At 61.1% G+C, this 13,344-nt stretch carries 14 protein-coding genes and 1 pseudogene; 11 read left to right on the top strand and 4 right to left on the bottom strand.

All coding sequences use genetic code 11. The features are described 5' to 3' along the window. The first annotated feature begins 5 nt into the window (after positions 1-5). A complete protein-coding gene (locus BH682_RS16155; RefSeq protein WP_003942414.1) occupies positions 6-839 on the top strand; it encodes an inositol monophosphatase family protein in 834 nt (277 codons plus the stop codon). Beyond that, positions 836-1,609: an imidazole glycerol phosphate synthase subunit HisF gene (hisF, locus tag BH682_RS16150; RefSeq protein WP_003942380.1), complete on the top strand. Its 774-nt coding sequence runs from the start codon at positions 836-838 to the stop codon at positions 1,607-1,609. Before BH682_RS16155 ends, hisF begins: the two co-directional genes overlap by 4 nt. Here the strand turns inward: hisF and BH682_RS16145 are convergent. Next, complete coding sequence (locus tag BH682_RS16145) at positions 1,606-2,223, bottom strand: TetR/AcrR family transcriptional regulator (RefSeq protein WP_190287607.1); 618 nt, start codon at positions 2,221-2,223, stop codon at positions 1,606-1,608. The genes hisF and BH682_RS16145 overlap by 4 nt on opposite strands. Before the next feature lie 104 nt (positions 2,224-2,327). Here BH682_RS16145 and BH682_RS16140 point away from each other — a divergent pair, with 104 nt between their 5' ends. After that, the gene (locus BH682_RS16140; protein WP_075833375.1) at positions 2,328-3,809 is read left to right on the top strand and encodes a flavin-containing monooxygenase; all 1,482 of its coding nucleotides are present in this window, start codon (positions 2,328-2,330) and stop codon (positions 3,807-3,809) included. 21 nt (positions 3,810-3,830) lie between these two features. On the opposite strand, the gene BH682_RS16135 is transcribed toward BH682_RS16140, so the two are convergent. Next, the gene (locus BH682_RS16135) at positions 3,831-4,352 is read right to left on the bottom strand and encodes a universal stress protein (RefSeq protein ID WP_075833373.1); all 522 of its coding nucleotides are present in this window, start codon (positions 4,350-4,352) and stop codon (positions 3,831-3,833) included. Between the two features lie 100 nt (positions 4,353-4,452). On the opposite strand from BH682_RS16135, the gene hisI reads away from it, so the two are divergent. From hisI to BH682_RS16115, 4 genes are all read left to right on the top strand, one after another. Beyond that, entirely contained in the window at positions 4,453-4,800 is a 348-nt protein-coding gene (gene hisI / locus BH682_RS16130) for a phosphoribosyl-AMP cyclohydrolase (RefSeq protein ID WP_003942390.1), read from the top strand. A 6-nt stretch (positions 4,801-4,806) separates the two neighbouring features. Then, positions 4,807-5,100, top strand: a complete 294-nt coding sequence (locus BH682_RS16125; RefSeq protein WP_042449548.1) for a DUF1905 domain-containing protein — start codon at positions 4,807-4,809, stop codon at positions 5,098-5,100. Between the two features lie 62 nt (positions 5,101-5,162). Next, positions 5,163-5,423 carry a hypothetical protein gene (locus tag BH682_RS16120; protein ID WP_223304508.1) on the top strand — a complete coding sequence of 87 codons (261 nt, stop codon included), beginning with the start codon at positions 5,163-5,165 and terminating at the stop codon, positions 5,421-5,423. A gap of 73 nt (positions 5,424-5,496) precedes the next feature. Then, positions 5,497-5,883: a DUF2784 domain-containing protein gene (locus tag BH682_RS16115; protein WP_075833371.1), complete on the top strand. Its 387-nt coding sequence runs from the start codon at positions 5,497-5,499 to the stop codon at positions 5,881-5,883. A gap of 60 nt (positions 5,884-5,943) precedes the next feature. Here the strand turns inward: BH682_RS16115 and BH682_RS16110 are convergent, their stop codons facing one another. After that, entirely contained in the window at positions 5,944-6,369 is a 426-nt protein-coding gene (locus BH682_RS16110) for a nitroreductase/quinone reductase family protein (RefSeq protein WP_029255500.1), read from the bottom strand. Between the two features lie 109 nt (positions 6,370-6,478). Between BH682_RS16110 and BH682_RS16105 the strand changes: the two genes are divergently transcribed. Then, positions 6,479-6,901, top strand: a complete 423-nt coding sequence (locus BH682_RS16105) for an ArsR/SmtB family transcription factor (protein WP_003942406.1) — start codon at positions 6,479-6,481, stop codon at positions 6,899-6,901. Next, positions 6,898-7,911 (top strand): cation diffusion facilitator family transporter, encoded by a 1,014-nt coding sequence (locus BH682_RS16100; protein WP_075833368.1) that lies wholly within the window; start codon positions 6,898-6,900, stop codon positions 7,909-7,911. The genes BH682_RS16105 and BH682_RS16100 overlap by 4 nt, the downstream gene beginning before the upstream one ends. 34 nt (positions 7,912-7,945) lie before the next feature. On the opposite strand, the gene BH682_RS16095 is transcribed toward BH682_RS16100, so the two are convergent. Continuing rightward, on the bottom strand, positions 7,946-8,557 hold the full coding sequence (locus BH682_RS16095) for a glyoxalase (protein ID WP_021333651.1): 612 nt from the start codon (positions 8,555-8,557) through the stop codon (positions 7,946-7,948). Positions 8,558-8,874: 317 nt separating this feature from the next. On the opposite strand from BH682_RS16095, the gene BH682_RS16090 reads away from it, so the two are divergent. After that, complete coding sequence (locus tag BH682_RS16090; protein WP_190287608.1) at positions 8,875-11,979, top strand: multicopper oxidase family protein; 3,105 nt, start codon at positions 8,875-8,877, stop codon at positions 11,977-11,979. A gap of 117 nt (positions 11,980-12,096) precedes the next feature. Beyond that, positions 12,097-13,333 (top strand): annotated as a pseudogene (locus tag BH682_RS16085) (DUF222 domain-containing protein). Positions 13,334-13,344 lie beyond the last annotated feature (11 nt).

The following is a 13,344-nucleotide window of genomic DNA, read 5'->3' as shown; positions in this document are numbered from 1 at the left end:
TCCAGATGACTCCGACGCGTGACCTCGACGAACTTCTCGCGATTGCGGGTCGGCTTCTCGACGGCGTCCACGATCAGTTCGTCTCCGGTGTCGGCGCCCCGAGTGCGGTCCGCAAGGGCTGGGGTGATTTTGCCACCGAGGTAGATCTTGCGCTCGAGAAGCGGTTGACCGCGGAGTTGTTCGAGCAGACCGGCATCGAGGTGCACGGCGAGGAATTCGGCGGTCCCGACGTCGGTTCCGGGCTCGTCTGGGTTCTCGACCCCGTTGACGGTACTTTCAACTACTCGGCCGGATTGCCCACTGCCGGAACGCTGTTGGCGCTTCTCGACGACGGTGTCCCGGTGCTCGGATTGACCTGGCTTCCATTGATCGGTCACACGTACGCGACTCGCGCCGGCGGTCCGTTGTTGGTCAATGGAATCGCCGTACCGCCGCTGGAGCCAACCGATCTGGCGTCGTCGATCGTCGGCTTGGGTGCGCTCAACGTCAACAGTCGAGGGCGGATCCCCGGCAGTTTCCGTCTCGACCTCCTCGCCGAGATCAGCAAGGTGTCCTCGCGGATCCGGATTCACGGTTCAACCGGAGTCGATCTGGCCTTCACCGCGGCCGGCATCCTGGGCGGTGCGATCGTCTACGGCCGCAACGCGTGGGACAACGCGGCCGGGGTCGCGCTCGTTCGCGGTGCGGGCGGGGTGGTCACCGACCTGGCCGGCCGCCCGTGGACCGTAGAATCGGAGTCGGTGCTCGCTGCCGCTCCGGGCATCCACGGTGAGATTCTCGATATCCTCAACGCGCTCGGTGATCCGCGCGCTTCGTCCTCAGGAGGACCACAGTCATGACCCTCGCAGTTCGTGTGATTCCGTGCCTCGACGTCGACGCCGGGCGAGTGGTCAAGGGTGTCAATTTCGAGAATCTTCGCGACGCCGGAGATCCGGTGGAACTCGCGGCAGCGTACGACGCTCAGGGCGCCGACGAACTGACCTTCCTGGACGTGACCGCCTCCACGTCGGATCGCGGCACGATGCTCGACGTCGTAAGTCGCACTGCCGAGCAGGTTTTCATTCCTCTGACCGTTGGCGGTGGAGTGCGCACGGTCGCGGATGTCGATCGTCTGCTGCGTGCCGGTGCCGACAAGGTCAGCGTCAACACCGCGGCGATTGCGCGCCCGGAACTGCTGAAGGAACTGAGTGAGCGATTCGGCTCGCAGTGCATCGTCCTCTCGGTCGATGCCCGCACCGTTCCCCAAGGGCAGCCGGACACACCGTCGGGGTGGGAGGTCACCACGCACGGGGGCAAGCGCGGCACCGGGATCGACGCTGTCGAGTGGGCCGAGCGTGGTGCAGAGTTGGGAGTGGGGGAGATCCTGCTCAACTCGATGGATGCCGACGGCACCAAGGCCGGCTTCGACCTTCTGATGATCCGCGCTGTCCGTGCGGCAGTCCACGTACCGGTGATCGCCAGTGGCGGTGCCGGCCTGGTCGAGCACTTCGCCCCGGCTGTCGAAGCGGGCGCAGACGCAGTTCTCGCAGCAAGTGTCTTCCACTTCGGCGATCTGAGCATCCCGGAGGTCAAGGATGCGATGCGTGCCGAGGGGATCGTCGTTCGCTAGGCTTTCTCGGCGCGGATTCCGTCGAACATGAGGCGGCTGATGGCTTGGTTCAACGCCGTGCAGTCGACGGACGAACCGGCTCGCAATCCTTGAATCGCACTTGCCAGCATCATGCCGTTGACGGCGTGGGCAGTGTTGTCGACATCGAGGTCGGCGCGTAGATAGCCGCATTCGACTCCGTGGTGCAGGTACGCCGCGGTCAACGTTGCCGACTGGTCGAGTAGATCGAGCATCCGGCCCGTCAGATCGGCGTCGACGCCCGTCGTCTCGAACAGCAGAACCCGCGGGATGCGGGGGTCGTCGAAGAAGATGCGGGGGAGCGCCTCGGCGATCCGTCCCACCTGGGCGCGGTACTCGTCCAGTGTGCTGGCGGCGTCGGGAGCATTCTCGGTGGCCAGTGCGCTGATGATCTTTGCGACGAGGTCGTCGATGACGTGATCGATGATGTCGCGCTTGTTCTCGAAGTACCGGTAGAAGGTCCCGTGGCCGATTCCGAGAGTTGTTGCGATGTCGGCAATTCCGGTTGCGTGATAGCCGCGCTGGGCGAAGCACTCGAATGATGCGTCGATGATCTCGCGGCGCAATTCCGCCTTTTTTCGTTCCGCTCTGGTCATGGCCTTCGTCACATCAGGAATGATACCGTTCTCAATAACGGAATGACGTGTCAGTTTCTGATGTGCAGTTTTTCTGATGTGCAGTTCACGAGAGGGATTCTCCGATGGCAGTGCAGTACGACGCAGTAGTAGTGGGGGCGGGCTTCGGCGGAATGGGTGCGGCCATTCAACTCAAGCGGCTGGGCCTGAACAACCTGGCGATCCTCGAGCGCGAGGACGATCTGGGTGGAACCTGGCACGTCAACCGCTATCCCGGTCTGGCTGTCGACATCGCATCGGTCACCTACTCGTATTCGTTCGAGCCCAATCCGAACTGGTCCAGGCTTTTCGCACCGGGCGCGGAACTGAAGAAGTACGCCGATCACGTCGCGGACAAGTACGATCTGCGGAAGCACATGACGTTCGGTGCCGTGGTCAACGGAGCCCGCTGGGACGAGGATTCCTCGCACTGGGTCGTATCCGTCGAAGGCGCGCCGGACATCACTGCCAAGTACCTCCTGACTGCGACGGGTTTCCTCTCGCAACCGCATCGGCCCGACATCTCCGGTATCGACGACTTCGCCGGCAAGATCATCCACACCACGGCCTGGGACGATTCCTACGATCTGTCCGGCACCAAGACCGCAATCATCGGAACCGGCGCCACCGCTGTGCAGTTGATCCCCGAGGTGGCGCGGCAGGCCGCAGAGTTGACCGTCTACCAACGCACCCCGATCTGGGTGGTTCCCAAGATCGACGTCTCCATTCCGAATGCAGTGCAGAAGCTGTTCTCGCGTATTCCGCTCACCCAGCGAATCGCCCGCGCTGTCAGTTCGTCGATCCTAGAAATGATCATGGTCAGCGCGGTCCTTCACTACAAGCAGGTCAAACTGTTGAACAAGGGTGCGGCGGCCGCATCACGTGCGTTTCTGCGGTCCCAGGTCAGCGACGCCAGCCTTCGCAAACAACTCACACCGGACTACGACTTCGGGTGCAAGCGTCCCACATTTTCCAACAACTACTTCCGTACGTTCACCAAGGACAACGTGCATCTCGAAACGACGCCGATCGACCACATCGCTGCCGACGGAATCGTCACCGCCGACGGTCGCAAGACCGAGATCGACACCTTGGTGCTGGCAACGGGATTCAACCTCTGGGATGTGAACTTTCCAGCCATCGAGGTTATCGGTCGCGAGGGACGAAACCTCGGTAAGTGGTGGCGCGACAAGCGTTTCCAGGCCTACGAAGGGGTCGCGGTTCCGTATTTCCCCAATTTCCTCACGCTCGCCAGTCCGTACTCGTACAGCGGGTTGTCCTACTTCACGACGATCGAATCCCAGATGCAGCACATGGATCGACTGTTCGGCGAGGTGAAACGGCGCGGCGCGGAAACATTCGAGGTCACCGAAACTGCCAACGCCGAGTTCCTCGACCGGATGACCGAGAACCTGGCGGACTCCGTCTTCTACGGCGGTAGTTGCCAGACTGCACGAAGCTATTACTTCAATCAGCACGGCGAGGCTGCGATTCTGCGGCCCACGTCTACACGGAATGCGTTCGTCGAAGCGAAACGCTTTCCGCTCGAGGACTATTCGATCATCTAGGCGGGCTTGTCCCGCGTTCGGCTATCTTGCCGAGCTGACTCCGGTCGGAACCGATATCACGGGATAACGGTTCTGCCGGTTCAGTCGGGAAGTGACCGAGATGTGCATCAGTCGGCTCACCGCGGAGGCAGCGCCTTTTCGCGGAGATCCGATCACGATGGTAAATGCGTCGTATTTGTCCGCGGTTGCGAGAATGACACCGGCCGGGTCTCCATAGGTGCAGTCGTACGTCCAGGTGTCGGCGTGCGAGGCAAGTGCCGAGGTTGTCTGCTCGCGTTGCGACACCATCTCGTCGTGCAGACGCGTTTCGAATTCTGGTGAGTCGGTTTCGACAGGTAGGTCCTCGGACGTGATGCAGTGAACGACGTGGAGGGCTGAATCCTCCTTGGCGGCAAGCGTCAGTGCGTAGCTGAGTACATTCTTGCTGGTAGCACCTGGGCCGATGCCGAGAACGACGTGGCGGGTTCGGACGCGATCGGTACTCGGGTTCGCGAGATGGCAGGTGTACTCCGGGTACGGACCGTCATGATGCTGATGGTTCATGTCGGATCTTCTTCCACGGTGACAGCGAAGGAACTTCCATTCTAGGGCGGCCGTGCAGGGGAATTCCACGGAAGTCACAGGTGGAAGGTATAAACGTCATATGAGCCTTGATCCCGCAATCGCGGCGAAGCTGAAGCGAAACGACGCCGGACTGTTCAGCGCGGTTGCGCAGGAGAAGTCGACCGGTGATGTGCTGATGGTCGCGTGGATGGACGACGAAGCGCTCGCGCGAACACTGGAAACCCGTAAGGGGACGTACTATTCGCGCTCGCGGCAGCAGTACTGGGTCAAGGGAGAGACCTCCGGGCACACCCAGTACGTGCACGAGGTGCGCCTCGACTGTGACGGCGATTCCGTCTTGCTGATCGTCGATCAGGAGGGCGCCGCGTGCCACACCGGCACTCACACGTGTTTCGACACCGACGTCCTGCTCGCTGCTGAACAGTGACGCGAGATGGCCACTGACAAGACTCCACAACCGCTCGATTACTCGTTCACCGCTCCCATCGAGAAAGACGGTGCGTTCGCAACGTTCTTGACCGTGCCCGGCTCGGCGGAACTTCTGGGAACCAGACGCGCTGTGAAGGTGCTCGGAACCCTCGATGGTGAGCATCCCTTCGAGGCGACGCTGATGCCCTCCGGCGACGGACCGCACTGGCTTCCGCTGCGCGTGGCGCTGTGCAAGGCGATCGGCAAGAGCGCCGCTGGAGAAGAGGTAGCGGTACATCTACAGCAGCGCCTGAGCTGAAGTTTTCCCGAACCAAGGAGCGCCGTCGTGCAATTCTGTTCGACTTCGCACACGCCGCGGACGTGGAGCCGGATCGGTGGGCCGAGTACGGTCCAGGTGCCGTCGGCGTCGGGTGGGACATGGGACTGCTCGGGCTGGCTCGACACGTGGAACTGGGGATCGCGACGCCACTCGAGACACCCGAGTGGTCGGCGAGCGACGAGGCCAAGGCATTCATCGCGGGAAGCAGTGAACTGTGGGCCGAAGCTGCGATCGCATCGGGCGACGACCCGGATGCGGCTGCAGCCGCCGCTGCTCGCACGACCGCTGCATACACCGGGTAGATCACCTCTACGAGGACTAACATCGGATTAGTCTGGTTGTTGCGGGACTTCCGCGCCACGAGCGGAGACGACGATGGTGTATCGGCTCATCGAAGTAGTAACGGTGTTCGTTCACTTCGGGTTTGTCCTCTATGTGGTGCTGGGTGGGTTCGTGGCGTGGAAGTGGCGTCGAACCATCGGTTTTCACCTTCTTGCAGTCGTCTGGGGAGCCGGTTCGATAGCGGTCGGATATGACTGCCCGCTGACCAATCTCGAGAACTGGGCCCGCCGGATGGCCGGGATCGCGGAGTTGCCGTCCACCGGATTCATCTCGCACTACATCACCGGCGTGTTCTATCCGGCGAGTATCGAAGGCCTGGTACAGGCGCTCGCGGCGACAGTGGTTGTCGGATCCTGGGTAGGATACGTGCTGCTCGGACGGCATTCGAAGGCTGAGGTCAAAGCGTCTTCAGTGTCGTGATTCCGTACAAACGATCCCTGCCGTTTCCGGATGGAAACGGCAGGGAGGCGCGATCAGGATTTACGCGCGAGTCAGTGCCACCACCGGAATTGTGCGGATCCCAGCTGTCTTCTCCGCGTATTCGGCAAATCCCGGGTATCGACTGGCCTGTTCGTCGTAGATGCGGTCACGCTTCTCGCCGGTTACTTCGCTGACGGAGACCGGGTATGTTTCGGTGCCGATCTCGACCTCTGCCTGGTCGGTGGCAACGAGGTTGTAGTACCAGTCGGGATTGGTCGGGGCACCGGCCTTGGATGCAAAAACGTAGATGGTCTTCGGATCCTGCTCGTCTGCCAGATACATCATGGGGCTCACGAAATCGCGTCCGGATTTGCGTCCTGTGTGGTGGACCAACACCATGGGCGCACCTTCGAAGGGGCCGCCTACCTTGCCCTCGTTCTCCCGAAATTCCGCAATGATTCCTGCGTTCCAATCGTCGGTACTCATCGTTGTCTCCCGGTCTGCGAGTGGCGAAGGGCTCTGCCGCCAAGCTTTGCACAACTGGTGAATCGACGAGAGGTCATCTTCGGCGTCCAGCATGATCTACTATCTACGTATGAACGCAGATAGTGGTGTTTGTCGCCGCAAGCTTCCCGATGATCAAGTCGACCTCGTCGTCGAGGTGTTCCGCATGCTGGCCGACGCAACCCGTGTGCAGGTCTTGTGGGCATTGGTCGACCGCGAGTGCTCGGTGAACGAACTGGCGGAACGCGTCGGCAAGCCGGCGCCCTCGGTGTCGCAGCACCTGGCGAAATTGCGCATGGCAAGGTTGGTACGAACCCGCCGCGATGGTACGACGGTGTTCTATCGCCTGGAGAACGACCATGTGCGCCAACTGGTTACGGACGCGGTCTTCAATGCGGAGCATGCCGGACCCGGATTGCCGGGGCATCACCGTAGTGAAGGTGAGCTTCGGGAGATACACCCGGAGCGCTCGGCGAACGTCGATCGGACCGATCAAGAAGAAGGTGCGTCGTGACGCACGAACCCAAGACGTCCCACGGCCACGGCCACACCCATGGCCACGGGCCGAAGGGATTTCGATCGGCAGTCCGCGAAGTGTTCTCGCCGCACAGTCACGACGCTGCCGACAGTGTCGACGACGCATTGGAATCGAGCGCAATCGGCATCCGGGCGGTCAAGATCAGTCTTGTTGCGCTCGGAGTCACCGCAGTTGCTCAGGTCGCGATCGTGGCGATCTCGGGTTCGGTGGCGCTGCTGGCGGACACCATTCACAACTTCTCCGACGCGCTCACGGCAGTCCCACTCTGGATTGCCTTCGCGCTCGGTCGGCGCGCTGCGACCAGGCGCTATACCTATGGTTTCGGGCGTGCGGAGGATTTGGCCGGACTGTTCGTGCTCGCCATGATCGCACTGTCGGCAGTGATCGCCGGTGTCGAGGCGGTGAGGCGATTGATCAACCCGGTCGAGATCGAGCATCTCGGTTGGGTAGCGGCGGCAGGTTTGATCGGTTTCATCGGAAACGAATTGGTGGCGTTGTATCGGATCAGGGTCGGCAGGCAAATCGGTTCAGCGGCCCTGGTGGCCGATGGATTGCATGCTCGGACCGACGGATTCACTTCGCTCGCAGTCCTTCTGGGGGCGGGGGGAGTTGCGCTGGGTTTCCCGTTGGCAGATCCGATCATCGGCCTTGTCATCACCGTTGCCATCGTGGCGGTGCTCAGGACTGCAGCGCGAGACGTCTTCCGGAGGTTGATGGACGGCGTCGAACCTGAGTTGGTGGACGACGCAGAGCATGCATTGATCCACGAACCTGGAGTCCTCGGTGTTCGTGATCTGAAGATGCGGTGGATCGGACACCGACTGCATGCCGATGCAGAACTCGACATCGATCCCCGGGCAACACTTGCCGAAGCTCATGCGATTGCACACAGCGCCGAGCATTCGCTCACTCACGCGGTGCCCAAACTCGCTACTGCCTTGGTGCATGCGTACCCGGCGCATGACGCGGCCAACTCCGAAGTCTGATACCGGCCGCCTTCCCGGTGATCTGTGCTTGATGTCAAGCGCAGGCGGCTTCCCAGGCGAAACCGTCTGGGTCTGTGAAGGTTTCAGACGCGCCGGCAACGGTCAGACGGTGTGATCCGGTGCCTTCCGGAGCAACCCCGGCATCCTTTGCCAAAGCGCGGCGACCATACAGTGCGAGTGTCACATTGTTTGCTGCACTGGTGAATTCGACGTACTTGCGACCGAAGCTCTTGGACACCTCGAGTCCGCGGTCGAGGTAGAACTGCTTGCTGGCCTTGACGTCTTCGGCGCCGAGCAGCAGCACGAGGCTGTCGATCGTGCGGGTGGCCGGCCCGTCGTTCTTCTTCGACGACGTGGCGATCTTCCAGATCGAACCGTCTGGAGCCTGGACGACTCCGCCGTATCCCCAGAGGGATTTCTTGACAGGCTTCAAGGCGGTGGCACCGGCTGCGAGTGCTGCGCCGACGAAGGCGTCGACGATGTTCGGTTGGGAGACGACGAGCGAAAGGGTGTACCCACGAAACCCTGTTGTCGGTTCGTTCGATTCGCGTAGCTGGATTCGATCTCCGACGCCGAGAGCGTTGTAGAAGGCTTCGGCTGCCGCGAGGTCGGGAACGTCGAGTATCACGGATTTCGCGGTGGTCATCTGGGCGCTCCCTGCTGATGTGTGGATTGGCGACGTGTGGTCGGAAGTGGACTTCTGTGGTGTGTTCATGTGTTTCAACGTAATTGCGGGTCCCGTGGCTGTGCTTCTCGATTTCTGATCGGTTTGCTGAGACTGCTTGCAAGGTGCAGCACTCACGCAGGCCTTAGGTGGGCGATTTGTCGTGAATATCCTGTTCAGCCGATGTTTTCTCGATAGGCTGGTGAGCGCTGATCGGACGTACCTCACGCCACCATGGAACGGGGAAACCAGTGATCGCACTGCGAGGAAAGTCGTTAGCTGCAGCAGTAGTGGTGTCCATGACGATGGCGTTGGCCGCGTGTACCTCCGGTGAATCGGCGCCCGAGGTGGGCGGCAATTACGGCTCTGGCGGAACCGCCGTCGACTATCGGGAGCCGGTGAAACTGAGTAGCCGAGATGGTGTTCTCGAGGTGCGCTTGTCCGCTCATCAGGGAGTGATTCCGCTCGATACCGCTTCGGCGCCCGTGTCGAATTTTCTGCTCTTCGGGTACGAGGTCATCCGCGGTACGGCGTCGGACGGATCGACCTCGGCGAGTGACGTCTATCCGGCGCCGACTCTCCGCGTCAATCCCGGAGAGCGATTGATCATTCATTACGACAACGATTTGCAGGATCTCACGATCCAGGACTTCTACGATCCGGCATTCACACCGGCGGGCGGGGACGTGCCGATCTATCCGCCGGCGCTGACGTCGGCTCCGCTGAATCTGCACACGCACGGAGTGCACGTGAGTCCGGACGGCAATGCGGACAACGTGTTGCTCAACATTCCAGCCGGCCAGGGAAACGTGTACGACTACGCGATTCCGGGGACGATGCCGAACGGTCTGTACTGGTATCACAGTCACCGGCACACCCTCACCGCCCAGCAGACGTACATGGGCCTGGCCGGGCTACTGGAAATCGGCCGGCCGGACGGCAATCTGCCTGTCGTGACGGCAAACGACGTTCCGATTCGCGATATGGCACTGCAGTACAACTTCGTATTCGACCGAAAAGGAAAGGGCCGACAGCTCAACGACGCGAACTGGCCCCAATTCGTCAGTACGTTGACGCCACCCGCCGGTACGGAACTAGCCGACGGCACGTACCGTCCGAGCCTTGCTCCGGTGAATTTCTCGGACACTACCGAGGGCGCGCAGTATTTCACCAACTGGTACACCGGACCGTTGTCCCCGGCCAATCATCGTGGACAGAATCAATTCGTTCCAGGCAATCTGCAGAGCTTCGTGGGTGAATCGACGACTGTACCGGCCGATCCTTCACTGCCGGACAACCAACGCGATGTGCAGTACACCGTGAACGGTCAGTTCCAGCCGTCGCTGAAACTGAAGCCGGGGCAGACCGAGATCTGGGTGCTTGCCAACATCAGCGACTTTGCCTACATGCCGGTCACGTTGACGGAAACCGCAACCGGCGCCCATCCGAAGTTCGCCATCGTAGGGCAGGACGGAAACCCGTTCGACGAGGTCAGGCCACCCGTGGACGGGGACGGAACCAGGCTGGTGATTCCGCCGGCCTCGCGATACGCAATCGCAGTGACGATGCCGGAGTCCGGCGATCTGGTGCTGGAGATGCCACCGCTCGAAGGTGCAAAGCCGGTGAGCAATCCAGGCATTCTCTACACCAACAACGGTACCGACAATCCGCCCGCCGAACTCGGAACCGTCACCGTCGACCCGTCGGTGATCAGTTACGCGGACGGATTCTTCACGTTCCCGACTCAGCAGTTGATCCGTGCGACGCCAGACGAGGGTGAAGGAAAGACGACTCCCTTCGAGTTCGGACAGAAGCTCGATACCTACACCTCGTTCGTGGATACCGCAGCGATGACGCCCGACGTGACCCGCAATCTCACAGTGTCCGGTGGGTTCGGAAACGAGAAGGCCAGCAACAGCGATCCGAAGGCCTTCACCTACGAATTCGCCGACAACACGTTCCCCAACATTCCGCTGATTCAACCGCGACTGAATTCCGTTGAGGAATGGAAGATCACGAACCTCAACAACGACGAACACCCGATGCATATTCACGTCAACGACTTCCAGGTAACGGAAGTTGTGGATCCCGTCGCAGGTACCACGACGGGCGTTCAGCCCTGGGGAATCGACAACGTGAACGTGCCCGCTCCGGTGACTGACGAGAATGAGAATGCTCTCGAGCCTGCGTCAGTGACGTTGCGAACGAAGTTCACCGAGTACACCGGAACCTTTGTGATTCACTGCCACCGACTCAATCACGAGGACAACGGTTTGATGGCGACTGTCAACGTGATTCCCGAGGTATCGACATATGCCGTCGCGATACCTGGTTCGGCCGGCGTGCCCGCCAAGGTGCAGATATTCGATGCCAACGGCGACAAACTGATCACTGCTGTGACGCCCTTCCCGGCGTTCGAAGGCACCCCGAGTGTTGCGATGGCGGACGTGAACGGAGACATGGTGCTTGATCTGGTCGCTGGAACAGGTGCAGGCTCGGCTCCGGAAGTGGTGGCGTACAACGCAGTCGGCGGCGTGCCGTTCACCGACGAGTTGGCAAGATTCGCCCCCTTCGATGTGGGTTTTCGTGGCGGAGTGAACATCGGCGGCGTCGATATCGACGGAAACGCACTGGCGGACAACATCATCGTTGCCTCGGGCCCAGGGATGGAGTCGCAGGTCAAGATTTACTCCACCGACCTTCCGGCGGACAAGAGGTCCGCACCCGCAGAATTCGGTTCGTTCTCGCCGTACCCGGGATCGAGTAGCGGAGTCACGTTCGCAACCGGAATGGTTGACAGTCACTCCGGTCGAGCGAGCATCGTGACCGCACCGGGTGCGGGCGAGGAGCCGTTTATCAAGACGTTCCGCTACGACCTGTACGAACCGACGGCGGCTGCGCAGGGCGGCTCCGATGAACACGCAGGTCGTACGGCTGGTCCTGTAATGACGTCGCAGTTCTTGGCATTCGATCAGGGCTACCGCGACGGGGTGTCTCTGTCGACGGGTTGGGTGGCCGGCGCCGAGGGCGGCGCAAAGTCGATAGTGGCAGGCATGCTCGGAGGAGAAGGATCAATCCGCGTCTTCTCGAGTGGATCCAGGCTCGACGGTGCACCCGAGATGTACCTCGAGAGTCCAGATCACCATTCGACGGACGTGGCATTTCGGGAGGTTGCAGCTTTCGACCCGTTCACCGCTCCAGAGTCGGGTGTGGGAGTGGCCACGACGAGCACGACTACCGGCGCGGATCTCCTCGTCAGCGGCAGCAACGGAACGGGTGCCGAAGTTCGGAAATTCACTCTCGGTCGTGCCGATCCGTCTGCGACCACATTGACACCGACGCTTGTGGGAACGCTGCCGCCCTATCCCGTCGGCGGGGGAGTTCTGCCGCTCGGCGGCCGATGATCCGGTTTTGAGAGTTGCTGAAAGTAGTTTCATATCAACGTGTCTCGAGCCTTCCTGTTCTCGAAGTTGTCCGTTTTGTCTCTGGTTATCGAAAGTGTGTTCGATTAAACTTTCGGTATGGACAGTCGGGATGCGCGGCAACTGGATGGTGAGGGCCTCAAGAGTGAGGTTCTCGATCTGGTGCGTGTCCGGCACGAGTTGCAATCGCGGATGGTGTTGCTGATCGTGGAAATGTTTTCCCGTGACGTTTTCGGTGGGAAGGGTTTTCGGGCGATCGCGCAGTGGTTGCATGGTTCGACGAATCTGGAGATCGGTGAGTGCAGTCTGCTGGTCGGGTTGGCGCGGTTGTTGATGCTCGAACCTGTTGTCGCGGATGCGTTTCATCGCGGGGATGTTGATGCGTTGAAGGCGCGGCAGGTGGCGTCGTTTTGTCAGCATCCGCCGAAGAACATGACCCTGGCGGATGTGGACAAGGCTCGCGGGATTCTGTTGGGTTTGGCGTCGAAGAACATCGCCGATTGTGATGCGGTTCGGGCAGCGATTCGGCGGATCGAGAAGCAGTACGGCAGGCGTGAGGACGGCGTTCCGGTGGGTGAGGATTCGGAGCGTAACGAGTTCTACGCGTCGAAGGGTTTGTACGGGCGGGTGTCGGTGAAGGGTGATTTGGATGCGGTGAACGGGGCACGTCTGATCACGTTGTTGTCGAGTCTGTCTGCGCCGACGCCGGAGAAGGACGGCGTCAAGGACACGCGTACTCCGGCGCTACGGCGTGCGGATGGGTTCTGCGAACTACTGCGGCGGTACGAGCGGGCGGGGTTGGGTCCGATCGAAGGCGGAGTGAAACCGCACATCACCGTTACCGCGTCCGCGAAAGACATGACCGACCTCAAGGCGTTGAAAGACCTCCTGCCGTCCACCGAAGAACTCGGATTTGCGTGGACCGATTGGGTGGGCCCGATCAGTATCGACACTGCGCGGATGTTGGCGTGCGACTGCACCGTGACGCGGATCTTGTTGGACGAGAATGGTGTTCCGCTCGACTGCGGCAAGGAAGTGAGAACGGCGACGGCGCCGCAGAGGCGGGCGTTGGCGGTTCGTGATGGTGGGTGTGCGTTTCCGGGGTGCGGGACTCCGTCGGGGTGGTGCGATGCCCATCATATTGTTCACTGGTGATGGTGGCCCAACGGATCTCGACAATCTGGTCTTGTTGTGCGGTCATCATCACCGGACGCTGCATCACACGGAGTGGCGGGTGGAGATCGGCCCGGATCGGAAATCGGTGTTCTATCCACCGATGTCGATCGACCCGTATCAACAGCCGATCGGCGGGAACAGCCCACCAACGGCCGCGTGATCGGACATAAC

The organism is Rhodococcus sp. YL-1 (assembly GCF_001942025.1).
Taxonomy (GTDB): Bacteria; Actinomycetota; Actinomycetes; order Mycobacteriales; family Mycobacteriaceae; genus Rhodococcus_F; species Rhodococcus_F qingshengii.
The sequence above is the reverse complement of the archived record's forward strand: the minus strand, read 5'-3'. Positions and strand labels throughout refer to the sequence as shown.